This window comes from Paenibacillus spongiae (genome assembly GCF_024734895.1).
Lineage (GTDB): Bacteria > Bacillota > Bacilli > Paenibacillales > Paenibacillaceae > Paenibacillus_Z > Paenibacillus_Z spongiae.
On record NZ_CP091430.1, the window covers coordinates 4,063,761 to 4,085,295 of the forward strand.

At 49.6% G+C, this 21,535-nt stretch carries 17 protein-coding genes; 3 read left to right on the top strand and 14 right to left on the bottom strand.

What is annotated here, in order from left to right; translation table 11 throughout:
- Positions 1-54 precede the first annotated feature (54 nt).
- The 6 genes from L1F29_RS18505 to L1F29_RS18530 form a co-directional block, all read right to left on the bottom strand.
- Positions 55-1,074 carry a glycoside hydrolase family 172 protein gene (locus L1F29_RS18505; RefSeq protein ID WP_258383536.1) on the bottom strand — a complete coding sequence of 340 codons (1,020 nt, stop codon included), beginning with the start codon at positions 1,072-1,074 and terminating at the stop codon, positions 55-57.
- A 213-nt stretch (positions 1,075-1,287) separates the two neighbouring features.
- Positions 1,288-2,322 carry a FecCD family ABC transporter permease gene (locus L1F29_RS18510; RefSeq protein ID WP_258383537.1) on the bottom strand — a complete coding sequence of 345 codons (1,035 nt, stop codon included), beginning with the start codon at positions 2,320-2,322 and terminating at the stop codon, positions 1,288-1,290.
- Positions 2,322-3,362 (bottom strand): FecCD family ABC transporter permease, encoded by a 1,041-nt coding sequence (locus tag L1F29_RS18515; protein WP_258383538.1) that lies wholly within the window; start codon positions 3,360-3,362, stop codon positions 2,322-2,324. Before L1F29_RS18515 ends, L1F29_RS18510 begins: the two co-directional genes overlap by 1 nt.
- 97 nt (positions 3,363-3,459) lie before the next feature.
- Positions 3,460-5,076, bottom strand: a complete 1,617-nt coding sequence (locus tag L1F29_RS18520) for a helix-turn-helix domain-containing protein (RefSeq protein ID WP_258383539.1) — start codon at positions 5,074-5,076, stop codon at positions 3,460-3,462.
- Between the two features lie 96 nt (positions 5,077-5,172).
- Positions 5,173-6,183 carry an ABC transporter substrate-binding protein gene (locus L1F29_RS18525; RefSeq protein WP_258383540.1) on the bottom strand — a complete coding sequence of 337 codons (1,011 nt, stop codon included), beginning with the start codon at positions 6,181-6,183 and terminating at the stop codon, positions 5,173-5,175.
- Positions 6,184-6,499: 316 nt separating this feature from the next.
- Positions 6,500-6,862 carry a hypothetical protein gene (locus tag L1F29_RS18530; RefSeq protein WP_258383541.1) on the bottom strand — a complete coding sequence of 121 codons (363 nt, stop codon included), beginning with the start codon at positions 6,860-6,862 and terminating at the stop codon, positions 6,500-6,502.
- 237 nt (positions 6,863-7,099) lie between these two features.
- Between L1F29_RS18530 and L1F29_RS18535 the strand changes: the two genes are divergently transcribed.
- Positions 7,100-8,452 carry an ABC transporter substrate-binding protein gene (locus L1F29_RS18535; protein WP_258383542.1) on the top strand — a complete coding sequence of 451 codons (1,353 nt, stop codon included), beginning with the start codon at positions 7,100-7,102 and terminating at the stop codon, positions 8,450-8,452.
- A 71-nt stretch (positions 8,453-8,523) separates the two neighbouring features.
- Here L1F29_RS18535 and L1F29_RS18540 read toward each other — a convergent pair whose 3' ends face one another.
- The 5 genes from L1F29_RS18540 to L1F29_RS18560 form a co-directional block, all read right to left on the bottom strand.
- On the bottom strand, positions 8,524-9,060 hold the full coding sequence (locus L1F29_RS18540) for a ribonuclease H-like YkuK family protein (protein WP_258383543.1): 537 nt from the start codon (positions 9,058-9,060) through the stop codon (positions 8,524-8,526).
- 228 nt (positions 9,061-9,288) lie between these two features.
- Positions 9,289-10,992: a glycoside hydrolase family 71/99 protein gene (locus L1F29_RS18545; RefSeq protein ID WP_258383544.1), complete on the bottom strand. Its 1,704-nt coding sequence runs from the start codon at positions 10,990-10,992 to the stop codon at positions 9,289-9,291.
- A gap of 139 nt (positions 10,993-11,131) precedes the next feature.
- Entirely contained in the window at positions 11,132-11,956 is an 825-nt protein-coding gene (locus tag L1F29_RS18550) for a DUF2935 domain-containing protein (protein WP_258383545.1), read from the bottom strand.
- A 180-nt stretch (positions 11,957-12,136) separates the two neighbouring features.
- Positions 12,137-12,826: a class F sortase gene (locus tag L1F29_RS18555; RefSeq protein ID WP_258383546.1), complete on the bottom strand. Its 690-nt coding sequence runs from the start codon at positions 12,824-12,826 to the stop codon at positions 12,137-12,139.
- Positions 12,827-12,868: 42 nt separating this feature from the next.
- Entirely contained in the window at positions 12,869-13,186 is a 318-nt protein-coding gene (locus L1F29_RS18560; protein WP_258383547.1) for a hypothetical protein, read from the bottom strand.
- Positions 13,187-13,679: 493 nt separating this feature from the next.
- On the opposite strand from L1F29_RS18560, the gene desA reads away from it, so the two are divergent.
- Both desA and L1F29_RS18570 read left to right on the top strand, forming a co-directional pair.
- The gene (desA, locus tag L1F29_RS18565) at positions 13,680-14,759 is read left to right on the top strand and encodes a Delta(5) desaturase DesA (RefSeq protein WP_258383548.1); all 1,080 of its coding nucleotides are present in this window, start codon (positions 13,680-13,682) and stop codon (positions 14,757-14,759) included.
- A 157-nt stretch (positions 14,760-14,916) separates the two neighbouring features.
- Positions 14,917-16,758 (top strand): extracellular solute-binding protein, encoded by a 1,842-nt coding sequence (locus L1F29_RS18570; RefSeq protein WP_258383549.1) that lies wholly within the window; start codon positions 14,917-14,919, stop codon positions 16,756-16,758.
- Between the two features lie 211 nt (positions 16,759-16,969).
- Here the strand turns inward: L1F29_RS18570 and msrB are convergent, their stop codons facing one another.
- The 3 genes from msrB to L1F29_RS18585 all read right to left on the bottom strand — a co-directional run bounded on the left by msrB (position 16,970) and on the right by L1F29_RS18585 (position 21,434).
- Entirely contained in the window at positions 16,970-17,950 is a 981-nt protein-coding gene (msrB, locus tag L1F29_RS18575) for a peptide-methionine (R)-S-oxide reductase MsrB (protein WP_258383550.1), read from the bottom strand.
- Positions 17,951-18,435: 485 nt separating this feature from the next.
- On the bottom strand, positions 18,436-20,904 hold the full coding sequence (uvrA, locus tag L1F29_RS18580) for an excinuclease ABC subunit UvrA (RefSeq protein ID WP_258383551.1): 2,469 nt from the start codon (positions 20,902-20,904) through the stop codon (positions 18,436-18,438).
- Positions 20,905-21,032: 128 nt separating this feature from the next.
- Complete coding sequence (locus tag L1F29_RS18585) at positions 21,033-21,434, bottom strand: GNAT family N-acetyltransferase (RefSeq protein WP_258383552.1); 402 nt, start codon at positions 21,432-21,434, stop codon at positions 21,033-21,035.
- Positions 21,435-21,535: the final 101 nt, after the last annotated feature.

The window sequence follows — 21,535 nt, forward strand, 5'->3', positions numbered from 1 at the left end:
ACATTAGAAGCTCTCCCATAATTAATGGGGAGAGCTTCTTTCGTCCGCGCGGCTTTATGGAGTGCTCTGATGATCGGTATCCTTGATCCGGTACCAGCACATCAGCTCTTCCAGCGCAGGAATTGGCGGACCGGAACCTTCCGGAGTATTGACATACATATAGGAAACGGCGGAATAACTGAACGGCAGCAGATGTTCTGCCTTCCAGGGATTGATGAATTCCATCCGGAAGCTGCTTCGGAATCGGATCGCATCGGTCTCATGAATCCGGTACATCGCGACACTCGACGTCAATGCGTCCTTAACGACGACGCCGTGATGCTGTCCGGTGAACACGCCTTCCCGGAAGTACCAGCCTCCAAGGAAGTAATCCTCGAGCCCCGTTCCAACGATTGTCGGCTCGTTCGATTGCCCGCCGTCAATATATATGTACTCTGGCGCTTCCAAGAAGGAAAGATAGTTTTTATCCCTCCCCTGCATGGCAAGCGAGCAGCCCGCATAATGCCCCTTCCCTTGAATGTCGGCAATCAGTACCGGTGACGGTCCGTCATTGCGGCCGGTATGGAATTGCGCATGGAAATAACCGCTATCCTCTGGCAGCTTATCGAGTTGATAGAGAACATTCATGAACACATCCGTATCGATAATCGAGTCCTTGTTCTCGAATTCGATCCGGAATCCTTTCTTGAATGGCATCGGAAACTTCATAAAGAAACCGCCGCTCGACATGCCAAACCGGCTAGATCCGAAGCTTGCCATCTGGCAGAGGCCGTTACCGAATAAGTCTCCTACCGGTGCATTGACAGCAGGAATCTTCGCTCCATCCCAGTAGATTTTCATAATCAGCGTCTTCAAAATCGATTGGCTGACCGGCTTGTCCTTATCCCAATGGGCCCAGAACCATCCTGGGAACGTAATCCAGATTTGTGCGATATACCCCTCTCCCATTACTTCCCCTGCCGATACAGTCTCGCCTCTCCGTACCCAGATCGTCTTGTGTCTCGTGCTCAAGTTGAACGTCGTCAATTGACGGGTTTGCTCATCTTTTATTCGGTACAACTCATCCTTATGCATCCGTATACCTCCCTCTAATCACTTTATAAATTCACTTGAATTTGGTATTACAACCATGATTAGTATAATAGTTAATCCAGGTAGAATGTCAATAACTGATCTTCTTTTCGATAGATTAGTCATAGACTTTTTATAGGGATGGTAATACGCAAAAAAAACTCCGAAACATTAAGATTCTACTCTCCTATTGTATCGATCTTCTTCATGTGAAGCTTATAATCGCGATTTCACCAGCAAGTATAAGAAATACGGCGCTCCGATGACGGCGACTACGACACCCGTCGGAATTTCCGATGGCTGCAGGATGGAGCGGCCAATCGTATCGGCTGCAATGACGAGCAAGGAGCCGGTCAACGCCGCAGTAGGCAGCAGCAGCTGGTGCTGCGGACCGACGAGCCGGCGCGCCAGATGCGGTCCGATTAGCCCGACGAAACCAATGCTGCCGCTTACGGCAACGCATGCTCCTGCAAGTCCGACCGAAGAGGCAAGCAGCTTCAGCCGCTCCTTCTCAACCGCGGCTCCAAGACCGCTAGCCAATTGATCGCCCAAGCTCAATACATTCAATATCCGTGCCTTGAAGAAAATATAGGGCAGCAGTACTGCAATCCAAGGGAGAAGCGCCAGCACGAACTTCCAGTTCGCGCCCCATATGCTGCCTGCCATCCAATTCGCGACAAACTGGTATTTGTCCGGATTTAATTTTAACGTCAATACGATCGTAGCCGCATGGATTCCAGCACCTATTGCTATGCCGGTCATTAACAGCCTGGTCGGCGATATGCCGTAATGCCGCTTATAGGTCAGTACATAAATCAATGCTGCCGTCAGCCCTGACCCGGTCAGAGCCAGCACAGGCAGTAGAAAAAGCGGTGCAGCTGCAGTTAACGGAAAGTAAGAGACGAATAATAACACCATGAGTCCCGCTCCCGCATTAATGCCCAGAATGCCTGGATCGGCCAGCGCATTTCGCGATATGCCTTGCAGCACGCAGCCCGTTACGGCGAGTCCTGCACCGATTAAGATGGAAATCACGATGCGCGGCAAGCGGAACTCGAACAGAATCAGCGATTGCTTCTCCGTACCCATGCCGAAGAACGTTTCAATCACATCGGACGGCGCCAGCCGGATAAATCCGGTATTCATGCTAATTACGAAAGTAACGATAATGAGCAGCCCGACAATGGCCATGACGGTTATCCCCCGTTGTCGCCGGCGCCGCTCAGCCGCAGGCTTCGAAACGATTTGCATTAGTGCAGTTCCCTCCTTTCTTTACGCGATAAGTAAAGGAAGAATGGGACGCCAATGAGCGCAATGAACGCCCCGAGAGGCGTTTCGAACGGTGGATTTATCATTCTGGACGCCAGATCGGCGAACATGACCAGCAGGCTCCCCAGCACCGCCGAGCACGGTATGATCCAGCGATAGTCGACGCCTACCAAGAAACGGGTCATATGAGGGATAATGAGTCCGATGAAGCCGACCGCACCAACGACCGATACGGCTGCACCCGCCAGTATCAAAACCAGCAGAGCTCCCAGAAGTTTAACCCACGCCGTTCGCAGCCCGAGTCCTTTGGCGACATCCTCACCGAGGCTGAGCATCGTTATCGAACGCGAGAGTACCAACGCACCGAGCATTGCCGCAGCAATCCAAGGTAACATAACCTTTAACTGGAACCATTTCGTGCCTGCAACGCCTCCCGCATACCAGAACGCGAGATCTTGGCCGATTCCAAAATATAACGCGATCCCTTCACTAAGGGCTGCGAGCAGCGCGCTAATCGCTGCACCGGAGAGCACTAGCCGGGCCGGCGTTAAGCCTCCTTTGGCCATCACGCCAATGCCATATACCAGACCGGTTCCTAATCCTGCCCCCATGAACGAATACAAGATCAGATACATGAATGGAAGACCGGGGAAGAACGCAAAACAGAGGGTCAGCATGAAACCGGCTCCGGCATTGAGCCCTAGCAGGCCGGAATCCGCAAGCGGATTACGCGTCATTCCCTGCATGATCGCTCCGGCCACCGCGAAGCAAGCTCCAGTCACAGCCCCGCCAATGACACGGGGAAGTCTCAGTTCGTAAATGATCTGATGCTGAGTTACTTCGGGATTGAAATTAAATATGGCTTCCCACACCACAGCCAATTTAATATCGGCCGCTCCGAACGAGACGGACAACGATGTTCCTATCGCCAAGGCAATCAATCCGCCGAATATAATAAACGTCGCCGCCCATGGACGTGAACGAAGTCCATCCGTCTTTGAATTTTTAATGACGATTCCCATTTACTGTATACCCCTTATAAGCTATGAAGCTCGTTTCATTATTCAATAGTCACATACATACCAATCACGCCACCTCGGCACTAGCAAACCAGAATGACTAAGCGAGCACTTTCATCACATCGTCAATCTTTTTGCCGTGTGAGAGGATACCGTAGTTCATCCAGGTTAGAAAATCCACTTCATATACGAAGCCGTTCATCACTGCGGGCAGCTCCAGCCACGATTGTGATTGCAGAATCTTCCTTTCTTCGCCCTCTGTAATGGAATGGCGTTTGTCAAAAGTAATGAACAGATGATCGGCATCCAGCCGTTCAAGCCATTCCCCTTCCAGCACAATCTTACGGATATTCTTCGTCAGTTCCCCCACCAGAGGATGCGGAGCCAAGCCCAGATCCTTATACAGGACAGGTCCTGTATAGCCGTGATCCGGTCCCGAGTAAAGGCTGATTCCAAGTGCCGATATTCGCAGAAACGCGACGGTTTGTCCACGTACCGAACGCATTAACGCCTGTTTCGCAGCATGCGCTTTCTGTTCGTATTGTGTAATAATCTCTTGAACCATGCCGGATTTGCCAAGCAGCTCCGCCGTTCTCTGCAGCGTCATGCGCCAATCCTCTTCCGGGTGGTTGATATGGTAGGTTGGGGCCAGCATGCCCAGTTGATCGTAAGACATCCATTTGTCCATGCCTTTATCGAGCATGATGAAATCCGGCTTATAACGGGATAATGTATCCACGTCATCAGCCGCCAGATCAATGACCGGGACATGATGAAGACCGAGATAGTCCTGTTTACCCCATTTGGAATGGGAGCACTGAACCACAGGCGTGATGCCCAGAGCTACGACAAAATCTTCAAGGAATGGAGCGAACACGCGAGTATGATTCCGATGATGACGTCGATATTGACCGGGGGTAATCCCCAGCTTCTGTTTAAAGCGGCGGTTAAAATAGTATTCATTATTGAAGCCGACATGCTGCGCGATATCGAATAAACGATCATCGGTCGTTAACAGCAGCTGCGACGCACGGTCAATTCGGACGCCGTTCAAATAGTCGAGCGGGATCTGGCCGGTAATCTCTTTAAATATGCGCGTGTAGTGCCACCGTGCAACGTCAGCCAGATCCGCAAGCTGCTCCACGGTCCATGGCATTTGGTAGTGCTGCTGGATATGTTCGATGGAATTCTCAACAGCTTGCCGCTTTAACAGGCTGCTCTGATCGGAACGATTTTGCTGGAATAGAAATCGCAGCAGCTCCTGGAACCGAACATGATTATAGAAAGCTTCCAGCTCTTCTTTGGTATGGCGGTTCCTGTAGATCGCTTCCACGATTTCGATGCATTGAGAAAAAGGCCGGCACGAAATCTCCCCTTCGTAGAAGAATTGGCTGCCGTTTATCTGCTCACACTCGTCGGTCCTATGTAAATCCCATATTTTGAAGAGGAATTGATAGTAGGATAATCCCCGCTTCGCTTCGGATACGGTTATAAACGCAGTGCCAGGCTTGACTATAAAACATCTGCCCCGCTCCAAATGGAATTCCGATCCATCCATGATTATGGTGCCGGTTCCGCCCGTCATGACGAGCATGCTATAATCTGCATTCACCTGTCCGTTCTGCCGTCCATCCGAAGGCTGAACAATATAACGAATATCCAATAGTACGTGAACAATACTCCGGTAATTTGGGCTCAATGATTCCTTGGTCCTCATATGCATCATCCTCTTCGAGTAGGATTCGTTGTATATGTATGCAGAAAAGAAAGCTTATCCATGAGAATGAACAGCTTTCAATTCGATGTAAGGCTGCTATTTAACAAACCACGTTAACAAGTCATCGATTTTCATCGTGTTGGCTGTAATCGCCCCCGACTGCCAATGCGTCCGATCCGCCATATAGACCTGTCCGCTCTTGACCGCAGGAACCGACTTCCACATCGGACTGTCCAGCAGCTTAATCGCTTCCTTATTCTCCTCCGAAGTCCACGTTCCGTTAGAAGGAAATAGAATGATATGGTCCGCATCAAGCTCCGGAAGCTTCTCCTCGGATAGAATCTCATGGAATTCCGTCATATCTCTGACGAATGGATGCGGTGTTAGACCCATATCTTTGTAGATATTGCCGATGTAGCGGTTCTCGATGCCGAACAGCGCAAGCGTCTTATCGCCAACGTTCAGTCTTACTACCGCTACCGTTTCATTGCCAATGGCTTTCGTTAATTTAGCCTTGGCATCGTTTATCTTTTGCGAGTACTGCTCAAGAACAGTCTCGGCTTTTTCCGGAATGCCGAGCACATCGGCGATGGTCTTTAATATTTCGGGCGCATCCTGCAGAATCTCTTCCTTCAACCGGTAAGTCGGCGCGATCTTCGAGTACTGCTCGTATTTGGCCGCATCGACGACTCCTTCGACGATAATCAGATCAGGACTGTATTCCAGAAGCGCCTCCAGGCTTCCGGTAATATCGAAGGTCGGTACGTCCAATCCGAGGTAATCCTGTTTGCCCCAGCTTGGATGATACCACTGTACGACCGGCGTAACGCCGAGGGCCAGCAAATAGTCCTCTACATAAATACCTGCCACACGCTGAGGATTGACCGGTACTTCCACTTTTCCGAATTCATCTTCGACGATCCGGGTGGCTCCGTCATCGCTCTGTCCCGAATCACTTCCATCTTCCGACTTGTCATTTGTTTCAGCGTTCTGCTGCGTTACCGCGTTGTCCGCGGACTCCTCTTTGGCTCCGCAGCCTGTTAATGCGAATACGAATACAAGCATGACCGCTATACTGATAACCATCCATTTACGCGAACTAAACATACCGACTCCCACTCCTATACCCGTTGAATAATGGTTGAAATGATCGATCTCACTCATAATGATAATCATTCTCATTTCATGCAACCTTATTTTATAGCATGAGATACGATCTTACAATACACATTCTCAAAGTATTTCTTATACAAATAGAAAGCTCCAATTTCCCAAAGAACGCGGCTTCGGTATCCTTGTACCTTCACACACCCGGAATGCCACAGCTCATCCATACTGGGAGTATTCATCTGTTCTAGTGCCGGTACGAAAATACCAAAGAGCATGAAGAAAATCTTCATGCTCTTTGGTATGCAGCTTAGAATCAGACAGCTCTAAATCCAGGCGGAAGCGTGCCCGTTCTGCGAATCTCTCGAATTTGGCTCAACGTAAGCCGAATATTCGAAGAAATAAGAGATTCCGCGTCCTCTCCCCCAATAATATCGTCCAGATCGGCAATATTGCGGTTGCCGCGAAATACGCGGAAGTTCCCTTGGAAATTAGGACGGGTAAACAAAACCAGCGTTGCATTCGAGCTCGTAGAGAAGAAGCGGAGACTCTCAATATCAAGGTTGTCCAAATTTCGGATGCCTAAATTTCCACGCCCTATACGGGATCTTCCCTGGAAATTTTCTTCAGTAAACACCGTCAGCCTTGGAAAAGTTTGCGAAACAGCAGGTTTTTTCATTCTCTATCACCTCCTCTGCATTCAATATATGAGAGGAACGTGATCTTGCTTAGACGTCCAACTATCGAATCTATGAAAATATATTTTCATGACATGTCGCGAATCTCGTCAATCCAACCTATGGTGAAGCAAGAAATCAAACTTTTTAAGAAAATGATAAGAAATAATTACGCCTGATTTAAGATCATCCTATTATTGTTAATTCGGTTGGTAAATATCGTTATGAGGTGAACGTAGATGAAGAGAGAGAAAAGATTGTTCAAGCCAATAAAGCTTGCCATTTTATTGACTATCGCCGTTGTAATGTCTGTCGGCTGCAGCTCAATCGGCAGCGAGCCGGAGGAAGCCGAGCAGACGATCAAGGTGTTGTACTACGATGAGGCCAGCTTCTACTCCCAATACGGGACCATTTTCAGTGCGCTGTATCCGAACATTAATATTGAAGTGATCTCGACTTCAGTTATCCCGTATGAGGAAGGCAAGGATATGGATAAACCGGTTATGGAGCTCATTGCGAACGAGAAGCCGGACGTATTATTTCTAGGTACGAATCAATATAAGCAATTAGCAGGTGAAGGTAACCTCTACGACCTCGATACGCTCATTGCCGAAAGCAAATACGATTTAACGGGAATTGCCCCAGGCGTCGTGGATTACATAAAATCGTTGAGCGGCGGCAAGCTGTATGGGATGGCTCCGAGCTATTACGGAAAAGCGGTTTATTATAATAAAGACCTATTTACCAAGCATAATATTCCGTTCCCCGAGGATCGAATGAGCTGGGAATCCCTTATCCAACTGGCCGAACGGTTTCCTGCTCATGAAGGAAGCGAGGATCGTACCTATGGATTGAAAGCGATGTACAGCAAGAATCTGCTTAGTCTCGGCAAAGAGATGGGAATTGCCCAAGGCCTGAGCTTCGTGAATGGAACAAGCAAGCAGCTGACCGTGAATACCGATGCCTGGAAAACCGTTTTCGCCAGCGCTTTGAAAGCCGTTCAATCGAAATCGTTATACTGGGAAGAGGAACAAGCACCGGCGATGGTGTCGTACGAAGACTATTTGCTTCGAGACCCTTTTATCAGCGGCAAGGTTGCCATGGTAATCGAAGGATATCCGTTCATCAACAATATCAAGCGGTCACAAGCGGCACATAAGGAGAAAGTCGTTCAGAACTGGGATGCCGTCACCGCTCCGGTTGACCCGTTGAATCCGGATGTAAGAAGCAATGATTCCATCTTCGAGCTGTTCGCCATTAACGCCAGTACGACGAACCCGGAAGCAGCTTGGAAATTCGTAGGCTATGTGACCGGCGATGAGTATGCCAGGGCCAATGCCAAATCGGCTTATACCAATCCGATCCGGATGAAATACATCAATGATAACGAAGGGCATAATCTGCAGGCGTTCTACGCGATTAAGCCGGTCATATCGCTGTTTGATCAGGAGATGAGCAAGATGCCGAAGGATTTTCACCGGAAGTTATCCGATCATATGCAGCCCGAACTGAAAAAGGCGGCAGACGGCGACCAATCGGTATCGGACTCCCTGGACACCATTCAAACGAGCGGACAACTCCTTCTCGAGTAACGCGTATGACCACCTTCCCCGAACAAAAATGGAAGCAGGTTGCCCGATGCGCAACTTGCTTCTCCTCTTAATTAAACGACTGGTATTTTGCTGCTCTTCGAATAACGGTCCGCATAAGAGGAAGCGCAATAGGAATCGGGCTTGATCACCGGCACCCATCCGATGGACTCCACGCGATTGATCATTTCCGCTACAAAATGGGCCGTTTTGCTCAATTGTTTATCTTGCCCGGCATCGATATGGATGGAGAAGTCAAGCGCGGCGTTTTGGTAGATGAACGGCAATACAATATCTTCAAGCTGCTTCCTCTTGCAATCGTCAAAATAACAAGCAATCTCTTCACTTAAGCTGGTTTCGGTCGAAAGCTTGTCACGAACGGACATGATCTCGCGTGGAATAATCACCTGACGATTACACGCCCAGGCCCCTTTATTTTCCCGGCGGACGATGATCCCTGTAACCAGTTTCGTAAAACCCCGATGTACTTGACTATCCGTGCCAATAATGAGATTGTAGCGAGCGCGCGGCTCCTTCAACATGAAATCTTCAATACGCGTAAATACCGTGTCCAGATCCATACCGCATTCTGTCGTGTTGGTAAATTCCATACTGTGAATCCAAGGAATCTTCAAGTTCCTGTTCATTTCATCACCTATCTTTGGCGGGTCTTCCTTCCTTTCGTCGATGTAATCATGTCATTAAGCTCCTCATGTTATATTAAATAAATATTCCACATTCTATGCGGTCGTGCATGTTTGTTCTTGTACGAGTCAGGCCTACTTCTATGCAAAATAGGGCAGCGGATCATATTCAGTGACCCTGCTGCCCGCTTTAACTTACATCTTGGTCGTAATACGCGGTTCGCCGATGAAGAAGGAATCGTATGCAGGCGTCGCTTGATCGCCCAGCTGCTCCTGTCCCCATCCGATCTTATAACGAACGGTTACTTGCTGACCGGCATATTCGCTTATGTCTACTGCCCGCTTCGGTTTCCAGCCCGCTTCGCCATCAATCCAATCATAGGCAGCCTGCTGGCCATTAATGAAAATGGTCACCGAGACGCCGTCGCTTGCCGCATTGACTTTGCCTGGGATATAAGTCAGATACAGCTTCTTCTCCTGCGGCAGTTGAGTCTGTACGTCGATATTAACCCAGCCGTTCTCCCCCTGCCATGCGGGATGAACCTTGAAACCGAGCCGGTCAGCCGGTTTATCAGCCGCTCCTTCATTCTGGCTGTACATATGCGCGATCTCGGTTGGCTGGATGTAATCGAAGACGGAGCCGTTGCTTAATCCTGCGTTCTCCGTGCCGCCCGCCAGCAGTGTGCTGAAGCTCCAATCCTGATTCATTCCTCTGAAATAGCCGAGCCATGAATGGTACAAATCCACGGCAACCCATTTGTTCTCCTTCTCGTCCTTGTCTGGCTTCACCGGTTTGATCTTACCGTTCATATAACCTTCCGGAAGCTCGATAACGGGAAGCTGATGCGGCAAAGTGTCCGTCTTCATTAATTCACCGTTCGTGAACTTGTATAACTGCTCCTTCTGCTCTTCTTTATAATAGAAGCCTTCCTTATAGCCGCTCTTCAACCCTGCGTACCCTTCAGTAAGCTTCTGATACCAATCCGGAGCGGGATCGCCATAGTAATCCAAATAGGCAGGTGCGGATGCATCGCGAGGCTCCACGGCTTCGATTCCCGTTTCCTCGGCATGATCGTTGAACGAAGCAATAATGACCGCTTCCGGATTGCTCCTGACGGCGTTCTTCCAAAGCTCTGTATACAGCCTGCCTCCTTCCCTTGCGATCGGAGTCGTACCGCGTCCCAAGTGTGCGGTATCCCAGCCGGGAGTAATGCCTGCTACCTCTTCATTGTTCTGGTCGCGGTCAAACACCCAGCCCCATAGTCCCGTCTCCGGTGCAACCGGAGCGCCATCCGACACTTTGCCGGTTGCAAAGCGGACGGTGAAGCGTTCATCGTCCCACTTATAGAACCAGAACGGAGTCGTATAATCGACCAGAAGCGGTTTGCCCTTCCAATGGTAGTAGACGGGACTCTGCGCATATTGATGATAGATAAGGTCCGCTTCAGCCTGATGCGCCGCGGCATCGTTGGCTCCCCACTGGCCATAGCCAATGGCAAGCGCAAGCTTGGGTGCCGTCCCCTCCGGCATCGACTCCACGACACGGAAGATGCTGTCGATATTCGCAGCGATATTCCCGTTATCGTTGCCATGGCCATTCGTATCATCCAGAATGACAAAGTCGACACCGGCTTGCTTCATCCACTCCATATGGGCGCGGATCGTGTCTGCATCGCCGGAGCTGTAATCGCCTATGACGGGGCGGTAACGGGTCCAATCCGTCCAATGCGAGCTGAACGGAGACTCGTCATCCCACCATACGGTATACCACATGCCAATCTGGCTAGTGAACAAAGGCTGTTCCTCGTTGTTCCCGTTCTTGCCGGCGTATGCCGGTGTTGTTGTCATGACAAGCAGCATTAAAATCACCCCTAACATGATTCCTCGCTTCTTCGTCAACTTCCATTCGCCTCCCATCTTTTTTTCCTACATATGGCATCGCTTTCAATTTCTATTATAAATCGTCGCGATTAAGAATTGAATTGATTTTATGGACAAAAAAAATGGATGATCGTCTTCTGATCATCCATTCGTATCATCAATGGATTGCGATAGGATTAGGCGCTTGCGATTGCTTTCCCGTCAAGCTCTTCTCGAACATATCGATAATGAATAGAAACCGATCCGCTTCACGGAACACATGATCGGCCAGAAGCGGATGAATAATGCTTTTGATTCGGCAGGCATCAATCAGTTCCCGCGCCGTTTTCTTAAAGTCTCTCAACGATTTTACCGATACACGGTTCTCATCCAGGAACTGATCCAGGAGCGGGACTGTCTGCGATTGCGGCCGCATTGAATCCAGATCCCGGGCTTGGAACAATAATTGGTCGAATTCATCGCTGAAATGATTCGCTTGATCGATCAGCTTTCGTTCGGAAGGATCGAGAAGATGGCTTATAAATTTAGCGTGATCAGCCATAATACGAAGGAAGAAGACATTCTCGTCGATAATAGCATCGGGCAGCGGTTCCAGTCTACCGGTATTGAGTTCAGTCAGCCGATTTCGGAAGTAATTCGCTTCTCTGCTCGTATGGTCGACCAAGAGCGGGAGGTTATTTCCCCCCGGAAGCTGGCATCGTATGATTAATCCCAGTATTTTGCGCTTAAACGCCCAGATATGGGATACGGCAGTATGGACTTCTTCGTTAAACTTTGTTATCGTTTGCGGATCTGTTCCGGCGGTAAAAGCATGTGCGCGATTCTCGATCGATTCGAATAGAGCATAAAATTGCTCGGCTTCATGAATCAATTGCTTGTCTTCACAACGGAATCCCAGTTTAAGAAATAGAGAATGCTCCTTCATGATGCGTGACCAGAATCTCACTTCATCTAATGAGCGGATAACAAAAGCATTGGACATTTTGAGGCTCCCTTCATGGCATCTTATTTTCATACCATATGTGCGAATGCCCCTATTGGTTATATGTACAGTGCCGAAGTAAGGAAAATATTATTGAGCCCTCTGGATCGGATTGGATTTAACGAAAAAAGCAAATCGGATACGAAATTGAAATGGTATCCTGATTTGCCATATGTTCAATTAAGAAACACGCTTTGCAAATACGACTAGCCTCGCTTCATGCTCCTTCTTGCTTCTGCTGTATTTCCCGGCACAAGTAATCAGGTTCAATCTTGCTTCATCGGTGGAACCGAATATCTTTTGAATAGGAGCTTCGCCATTTTTGAACGTTTCAACAGATTCCACGACGAAGGTGACCTTTTCGCCTTTACTTCCTTTTACAACAACGGCGTCTCCCTTTTTAAGCTTTTTTAACCCGAAGAATACGGCAGGACCGTTATACGTATCGACATGCCCATCCATCACCGCATTGCCTGCAGCACCGGGTAAAGTGCCCGGCGAAGCGAGATATCCCACACGTTCCGTACTTCGCGGAACATCCATTTGACCTTTGTCCGTAACGGATACAGGTTCTAACTTTGCATGAATACGAACAGCCGGAATATATAGACGGACAGGCGTGACGCCCTTCAGCGGTTTCTTGATCGTCGAAGCTGGAGGACTTTGCGCCTTATCTACCGACGATTGGGTCTGCGGTTTCTGTTTCTGTATCGGCTGTATGCGATCAGGCTCCTTCACGGCATGCGGTTGCTTTTGCTGCTGCTTCTGTGGAGGAGGAGCTGGGCTCACATGACGCGTATCATTAGAACAAGCGATCGTACAGGATATCATGAGAATCAATAACCCGGCTAATATCCATTTTTTTATCATGAATAAGAGGGGGCTTCTTAGGTTCCCCCTCTTTCACGCTCCTTATTCGGTCTGTTCGCTCGCGCCACCGAAACCTGTTTTCGGCATTTTTGTAATTTCTTTTGCTTTCAGGCCTTTTGCGTGAAGCTTTTTCGCATGACCGGCTCCTTTTGCATGCACTTTATGATGCTTGCCCTTTGCACTCAATTTATGAACCTTGTGCTTGCTCTTGGCATGCATTTTTTTCTTCTTCTCATGCATTTTCTTCATATGCATTTTTTCTTCATGCTTCTTCTCGCTCACTGGAGCTGCCGCATACGCTGCAGAGCCTGCCGAAAGCAGCATACATGCCGAAACGATTGCAATGGCTAATTTCTTCAAGTGAATTTCCTCCTCGATTGATTAAGTGGGCTTGCCTTTATCAGATTGTCTCTCAGACGCATCATTTATGAGTACGAATGATTTCCAGCGGATAAGCAGTTTCTTCCTCGTCGGGCAGGAGGGGGAGTCTGCTGAGCTTTTGTATAAGAAACCAATGTTGAATTTTATTTCGACAATTTTCTTCTCCCTTAACCATGTTAATTAAAAGGCAACATATTAAATGTTATGTAAACTTACGTCTCGTTTTTCATACTCTCTGCATGATCTACACCAGCAGGAGTCATGCTCGTCCTCACCCTCTTCCCATCGCTACCGCATCTGCTCATCAGATCCATTCAGCTGTCAACCCTCCCGGGCATGACAATAATGATGACATTTGTCACATTCATTTGTTGACATTCACTACTATCAACGTATGACTTCCGCTAGTTACAATAGGTTTATAAACACGTATCACCGCAATATTCGCGGTGTATCATGATCGGAGGAACAGATGCTCGAGCATAAATCACCGTCACACTGGAAGAAGGACATCGCTCCTTACGAGAAGCCTATTATGAAGACCAGTATCTTGCAGATCGTCAATACAATCGTTCCTTTCCTTTTGCTCTGGTTCCTCGCTTACCAAAGCTTATCGGTTTCTTACTGGCTTACCCTACCGATTGCCATCCTGGCTTCTGGCTTTGTAATTCGGACATTCATCATCTTCCATGACTGCTGCCATCATTCATTCTTCCGCAACCGTATGGCCAACGATATCGTGGGGACAATTACCGGCGTTCTGACGTTTACGCCCTATCGCCAATGGCGGAACAGCCATACGATTCATCATGCGACAAGCAGCAATTTAAATAAACGCGGCGAAGGCGACATATGGGTCCTTACCGTAGACGAATATATCGCATCATCATTATGGCGCCGCATGTTGTACCGTTTATACCGCAATCCCTTCATCCTGTTTGGTTTCGGCCCCTTCTATCTCTTCCTTGTATCGTATCGGTTCAACCGGAAGAATGCCAAGACCAAAGAACGGATCAATACTTATATAACGAATGCAGCCATTGTCGGCTTATCTGCCCTATGCTGTTACCTGGTGGGCTGGCAGGCGTTCCTCTTGATCCAGGGACCTATCTTCTATTTTTCGGGATTAGGCGGCATTTGGCTCTTTTATGTTCAGCATCAGTTCGAAGATTCCTACTACGAGCATGAAGGCGAATGGGATTATGTCAAAGCTGCGATCGATGGCAGCTCCTTCTACAAGCTGCCGCGCATCCTGCAATGGCTGACCGGAAATATCGGATTCCACCATGTACATCACTTAAGTCCAAGAGTGCCGAATTATTTCTTGGAAGAGGTACATGAGAATACGCCTTTGTTATCGAACGTTAACACGATTACGATGAAGACAAGCCTTCAATCGATCCGCTTCCACCTATGGAGCGAGCAAGACATGAAATTCAAATCCTTCAAGGATATCAAGCCGTTGCTTGCCCGTGGCAGCAATCAACAGGAGGATCATAAATCGATTCCAGTATCCATACCTGTACCCGTTCCGGCGGCAACTAAGAAATGAGTCCAAACATCTTATGACCATAGTGATTATCTGGTAGATTAGCTCACAACCCCGTATATTACGGGGTTGTTTTATTGTGATTTTCATCTCATAATGGTACATATTGGGCAGAATCCGGCATTACTCTCCAACCATCATCAGGAAAAGAGGCGATTGCGTGATCAGGAAGCACTTCAAGAACTCAACGAAACTAACGGCATTATCGGTAGCGATAGCGGCATCTGTAGTCAGTGCGGGACCGACAGCGGTATCCGCTCAGACAAGCCCTTGGGATCCCTTCACGGAAGCTCAGCTCGAGCAATTCAAAACGCAGGTCAGCGTTCATTTCGAAAATCTGATGGTCATGCTCCCGACCCCTGCCGTACATAAGAATGGCATCGTAATGGTACCAGGCAAGGCATTTCTTGAAGGCATCGGCTATTCCGTCCAATGGGATGCGAAGGAACGGAAGCTGATGGCCACTCACCCGTCAAGACCGAAGATCCTCTTGTGGGAGAACCGCAAGGAAGCTCAAGTTGCGGGGCGCTTGATTACCAACCTTCCGATTGCTCCGTATATGAATCAGCAGTTGTTATGGATTCCGCTGCGCTTCACAGCAGAGGCTGGCGGGCTCGCGGTTCAATGGAGCACGCACGATCGATGGGTTACGGTCCGCGACCCTAAGGCGCTGCCCGTTTTCAGCGTAGGGACCCGTGCAGATAACGACATCGTCGATCCGCCAGCCGCACTCGCGCAATTGATGAAAGACGAATGGAAGACCGACGTCCGGTTTACTCTGATCCCGAAGGATTACTATCGGGAGAAGGTCAATATCTTGATCGCCGCCGGTGACCCGACCTCGCTCATGCTGCTGAACGATCCCTATATGTATTCAGATGATTTATTCCAAGGCATTGCGATCGATATTACCGACAAGCTGCAATCCTACCCGCATCTGAAGAAGCTCGCCCTGGACGATTCTCAGCCTTCACGGTCAATTGACGACCGTCAATACGGCATCCCAAGACCGGGTGACCCACATGATGCTCCCTTCCCTGCACTGCGGCAGGATTGGCTGAATGCTCTTGGCCTTGAACAGCCGGAAACGATGGACGAGCTGTATGAGGTGTTGAAGCTCTTCGTCCAGAAGGATCCTGAGGGCGACGGAAAGGACAATACAATCGGAATGACCGGTTTCGTCAATTATGCCGGCCTCGGATCGTTCTCATGGGTTGAGCATGCCTTTACGGGCAGCCCGGATCGCTTCAGCCTGCGGGACGGTATCGTATATGACAACGCTATCGGCGCTGAAGAAAAGCAGGCCTTGCAATGGTTGGCCCTCGCCTACTCCGAAAGGTTAATCGATCGTGACTTTGCCGTTCAAACGGAACAACAAGCAATGGATAAGCTGAAGCAAGGAAAGACGGGAATTGCCGCAATGAGCTTCGACCAGGCGGCTTCCATGTCGGAGGACAAGAAAGCATCCTGGCTCCCTCTTTCGGGCATTCGCGCCAAGCTTGACAGTACGCCGATCGCTCCTTGGAAATCTTCAGGAAACGGAATGTATATCGTATCCAGCATGTCTCGTGTGAATCCGGAGTTATTGCTGCAGTGGTTAGATCGAGGTCTGGCCATGTCGGAGTCCGGCGAGTGGGAGCAGCGTTCCGAGCTTACCGATGTCGACCGCGCGGCGGTCGCGAATTTGTTCGGGCGGACAGATCTATTGAAGGCGAATTCCGCCTTGGCAGCTCTACCTTCAGAGCAGCAGACGGCCTATGAGAACGCGGTCAAGCAATGGCGTTTGATTTCTTACGAAGGCAAGACGCTGCCTCAAGCCAGCGGATTATGGAGCACAGGCAAATATAGCGAGTTGAATAGCAAGCTGGAGGAATTGAAGATTCGCGTTATTACCGGCGAAGCCACCTTGCAGGACTGGGATAACCATATTGCCAAAATGATTGCTTCCGACGAATATAAATCGATGATGAAAGACTTGAACCAGCTCGTCCCTGCGAATTAATGAGTTGTTCATCCGTAGAAATGACGAAAGCTTATTCCGAGAACATTAGCGGAATAAGCTTTGTTGTTTGGGACTCGATCTTATGGCTTGCTTGCGAACTCTAAGGGTAATTCCAATATTGATTTACACTCATAAGTCTACATATTATTATTTATGTAAACTAAAATAACCCGGCCACTCCCTATTTCAGGAATGACCGGGTTATTAACCGTTATTTGTCGAAGAGCGGCAAGTACTTGCCGTAACCCTCCTGCTCCAAATCCTCCACCGGAATAAACCTCAGCGAAGCGGAGTTGATACAGTACCTTAATCCTGTAGGCTGAGGCCCATCGTTGAACACATGACCAAGATGTGAATCGGCTTCGCGGCTCCTTACCTCGGTACGGACCATCCCGTAGGTCAAGTCCTCGACTTCCGTAATAATCCCGTTGTTCACCGGCTTCGTGAAGCTGGGCCAGCCGCATCCGGAATCGAACTTATCCATCGAGGTGAACAGCGGCTCGCCCGATACGATATCCACATACAGCCCTTCCTGTTCATGATCCCAAAACTCGTTGTGGAACGGCGGCTCAGTCGCGCTATTCTGAGTGACATCGAACTGTATGGGCGACAGCCTTTCTTTCAGTTTCTGCTTGTCTTTGTCCGTGTTCCAATGCGCTTTAATAAAGTCGGGACGGCCGGAGCCTCTCCGGTACATTTTATAGCGAAATGGATTCTTCTTATGATAATCCTGGTGATATTCTTCCGCCGGGAAAAATTCAGGCGCGGGAACGATCTCCGTCACGATCGGCTTCTCGAAACGCCCGCTCTGATCGAGCGCCGCCTTGGATGCCTCCGCTTGAAGACGCTGCTGCTCCGAATAATAGAAAATGGCTGTTCGATACGAAGATCCGCGATCGTGAAACTGGCCTCCGGCATCCGTCGGATCAATCTGGCGCCAGTAGATGTCAAGCAGCTTCTCATATGGCATTAATTCCGGATCGAAGGCAATCTGAACGGCTTCAGCATGGCCTGTCGTTTCGGTACACACCTGTTCATAGGTCGGATTAGCGGTATGTCCGCCGATGTAGCCCGATGTAATGCTGTGGATACCCGGTAATTCTTCGAATGGTGTAACCATACACCAGAAACAGCCGCCTGCGAATGCAGCGAGCTCTGTATTCCCGTTCGCGTTCTGCGGGTTGTTGTTCATAGCTTGTCACCTTCCTATTCATAAGTCATGTCATGACTGGCGGTCTTCTTCTATTCGATTATAAAGTTTTTTCCATGCGCATGCCAGCTATAGGACCGTCGATGGATAGAAAATCACGTATCAGAATTACGTTTCCACACGGGATTTAGAATCAAATGTCTTTTTGGTTAACATAATTATTAATATGTCTACACATATGCTATTTCAAAGGGATACATGAAGCAAATCAAGTGATTATCAATATTTGAGTTAACATAATATTATTTATGTAGTTTATTTTTCTTCATTACAAGCTTGATCCCCGCTTACACTCTTGCACTGTAAAAAGGAACCTCCACATTCAGACTCCCCTCGCTCAGTAAACAACCTTATCTTCATCCCGACGCTGGTCTTTCCAACATATGGAGCGGTTGCTTTCGCCGTCCGGACTGAAGAACGGAAGAAAGAAGCCCCGCTCCGGTACCAGGCCGGAAGCGGGGCTTCTTTTAGGTCATTGAAACGGAGGCTTCCCTCAGGAAGCGGCCAGTATGGGAAGCTTCGACTTCCCCGACTGCTTCAGGAGTTCCTGCAGCGACGACTTCTCCGCCCTCGTGCCCTCCTTCTGGACCGATATCGACGACCCAATCGCATTCGCGGATAATATCCAAATTATGCTCCACCACGATGACCGAATTGCCGGCATCCACGAGCCTGTTCAGCAGGACCAGCAGCTGCTTCGTATCGCGCGGATGCAAGCCAGTCGACGGCTCGTCCAGCAGATAGAGCGTATGAGTCTTCTTCTTGCCGCTCAGTTCCTTGGCAAGCCGGATCCGCTGGCCTTCTCCGCCCGATAAGGTCCGGATCGACTGCCCCCAATGCAAATAACCGAGTCCCACTTCGGTGAGCAGGGCAATCTGACCATCCATCTTGATCTTGCCCTGCAGCAGAGGCAAGCTCTCTTGAACGGTCAAGTCCAGCAGGTCTGATATGGAAAGACCGTTGTAAGTGACGCGAAGCACCTCTTCCTTGAACCGTTTGCCGCGGCAAACCGGACAGCGAACCTCAAGGCCCGGCATGAAGAACATGTCCATCGGCACGACGCCGAGTCCTTGGCAATGCTCGCATCGGCCGCCCGGCGTATTGAAAGAGAAATGCTTCGGAGTTAATCCGGCCCGCTTTGCTTCAGGCAGGCCGGCATACAGGTTTCTGATGGCGGTGAATACATCCGTGTAGGTTGCAACATTGGAGCGGCTCATTCGCCCAAGCGGCGACTGATCGACGGTCACGATATTATCGATGGCGCCGAAGCCGGTGATACGCTTGCAGCCGCTGCGCTGCTGGTCGTCGCGACCGCCTGCGGCTACGAGATCGAACAGCAGCGTTGATTTGCCGGAACCGGAAACGCCGGTGACCGCGACTAGACAGCCGAGCGGGAAGGACACATCGACATGCTTGAGATTCCGTTCATAGGCGTCCCGGACATTCAGGAATTGGCCGTTGCCTTGCCGTCTTTCCTTCGGTCCGGAGACGTCAGTTGATTCACGCAGGAAGGCTCCCGTGACCGACTCCGGGTTATCCATCAGCTCCAGCAGCGTTCCTTCTCCGACGACCTGCCCGCCAAAGCTGCCCGCGCCTGGCCCCATATCGATGACATGGTCCGCTGCACGCATCATCTCGACATCATGCTCGATGACCAGCACCGTATTCCCAAGATCCCGCAGCTGTTGAAGGACCCGGATCAAACCCGCGGTATCGCGCGGGTGCAGCCCCGCTGTCGGTTCATCGAGAATATAGAGCACGCCGGTAAGGCCAGATCCAAGGATAGAAGCAAGCCGAAGACGCTGCGCTTCCCCGCCGGAGAGCGAAACGGACTGCCTGCTGAGCGACAAGTAACCGAGCCCGACATCGACGATCCGTTTCGTCCGGACAGTCAGATCGTGCAGCAGCGTCTCGACTTGCTCCCGTTCATCCGGCTGCAGCGCTTCCATTAGTTTATCAAGCCACAGAGCGGCATCCTGCAGCGCCCATCCCGATATGTCGGAGATCGAAGCACCCCCGACCATTACCCGGCGTATCTCCTCCTTGAGCCGTGCACCGTGGCATGATGGGCACGTTTCCTCTTGGAAGAGCGCGGCTTCGCCCGATTCGCCGCCCTTTTCCTTGTAGCGCCTCCATATCCCGTTCACGACACCTTCGAACTTGCCTGCGGTAACCGTCTTAGGCGGCCTGGTGTCCGGAAAATGCCGGATGAACGCTTCGCTTTCGACGCCGTAATACAGCAGATCGCGTGCAATGTCATCATACTGCTTGAGCGGAAGATCCGCATCGAAGACAAATCCGTAATGCTTAGCCGCCGCTTCCAGATTCGATAAACTATAATTGATCATCATGTCGTACCAGATGGCGACACAGCCTTCACGCAGACTCCGTTCCTCGTCGAATACGGCATCCATTTTCAAATTCACGATGTGGCCGAGACCGTCACATGTCTCGCAAGCCCCATCCGGCGTGTTGTAGGAGAAATGTCTGCGTGTCAGCCGTTCCATCTCTCTGCCGCAATGAGGGCAGCTGATCGCCGCTTTCCGGTCATCTCCATCCCCCGCCCCGATCGACGCATCGGCCGAATCGGTGTCCGGGCCCGGCACGAACCGGCTGCTGCAATGAGGGCAGATGCGTTCACCCAGCTTCTCGTAGATTACACGCAAATACGTATAAATATCGGTGATCGTACCGACTGTCGACCTTGGATTCCGGTTCGTGACATGCTGGCCCACACTGATCGATGGCGACAATCCGACGATTGCATCAACCTTCGGTTTGGCGATGGCTTCCGACGTCATCCCCATCGATTCCATATACTGACGCTGGCACTCACGCTGCAGGGTGTCCATGGCCAGCGTTGATTTTCCCGAGCCGGAAGGCCCTGTCAGGACGACCAGCTTGTACTTGGGGATGCGAAGCGTAACATTCTTCAAATTATTTTCCCGGGCTCCCCGATTTTAATGAATTGATTCATAGGCGAATCCTCCATTCCAAGTATGGTATTCTCATAATAAATGGGATGATTTATCGAAGACAGATCAGCATCGTCGCTTGAAGAAGCTCATACTCTCTTGCTTAGACTAATTGATTTGGGGTAAGTAAACTCAAATCCGAACTTCTGGTATAAGCCAATTAAGGGTATATCTGCCATTATAATGACTTCGGCATCAGCAGGCGCATTCTGCTCCAAATAACTCATCAACTCTTTCATTAACAGATCACGAATGCCATTGTCTTGATGCGAGGGGCGGATCGCGATGTCGACGATTTGATAATAACAAGCCCCATCGCCAATGATTCTTCCCATTCCGATAAGCTCTGAATGGTCTTCTCTTGCAATGACAGTGAAAATCGAGTGATTCATGGCCGTAAGAACAGTAGATTCCTCCTTTGCTGGAAGGCCTGCAGCTTTGCGCAAGGCCATGTATTCCTCAGTGCCTGGAGCTTCATAAAGAATGTTCATGATTAATCTCCTTTCCATAATGCCTCGAATTGATCCCACAACCATTACTTTACAACATTCATGCAAGTGATAATGTTCATTCGCTTTTACCTTCACAATTA

Excerpts from the sequence above, each read along its gene's own strand:
- L1F29_RS18535 (WP_258383542.1), top strand. The coding sequence starts at position 7,100 with ATGAAGAGAGAGAAAAGATTGTTCAAGCCAATAAAGCTTGCCATTTTA.
- L1F29_RS18525 (WP_258383540.1), bottom strand. The coding sequence starts at position 6,183 with ATGTTTAGTTCGCGTAAATGGATGGTTATCAGTATAGCGGTCATGCTT.
- L1F29_RS18540 (WP_258383543.1), bottom strand. The coding sequence starts at position 9,060 with ATGGAATTTACCAACACGACAGAATGCGGTATGGATCTGGACACGGTA.
- L1F29_RS18530 (WP_258383541.1), bottom strand. The coding sequence starts at position 6,862 with ATGAAAAAACCTGCTGTTTCGCAAACTTTTCCAAGGCTGACGGTGTTT.
- msrB (WP_258383550.1), bottom strand. The coding sequence starts at position 17,950 with ATGAACAACAACCCGCAGAACGCGAACGGGAATACAGAGCTCGCTGCA.
- L1F29_RS18510 (WP_258383537.1), bottom strand. The coding sequence starts at position 2,322 with ATGCAAATCGTTTCGAAGCCTGCGGCTGAGCGGCGCCGGCGACAACGG.
- L1F29_RS18515 (WP_258383538.1), bottom strand. The coding sequence starts at position 3,362 with ATGGGAATCGTCATTAAAAATTCAAAGACGGATGGACTTCGTTCACGT.
- L1F29_RS18505 (WP_258383536.1), bottom strand. The coding sequence starts at position 1,074 with ATGCATAAGGATGAGTTGTACCGAATAAAAGATGAGCAAACCCGTCAA.
- L1F29_RS18555 (WP_258383546.1), bottom strand. The coding sequence starts at position 12,826 with ATGATAAAAAAATGGATATTAGCCGGGTTATTGATTCTCATGATATCC.
- desA (WP_258383548.1), top strand. The coding sequence starts at position 13,680 with ATGCTCGAGCATAAATCACCGTCACACTGGAAGAAGGACATCGCTCCT.
- L1F29_RS18550 (WP_258383545.1), bottom strand. The coding sequence starts at position 11,956 with ATGTCCAATGCTTTTGTTATCCGCTCATTAGATGAAGTGAGATTCTGG.
- L1F29_RS18585 (WP_258383552.1), bottom strand. The coding sequence starts at position 21,434 with ATGAACATTCTTTATGAAGCTCCAGGCACTGAGGAATACATGGCCTTG.
- L1F29_RS18520 (WP_258383539.1), bottom strand. The coding sequence starts at position 5,076 with ATGAGGACCAAGGAATCATTGAGCCCAAATTACCGGAGTATTGTTCAC.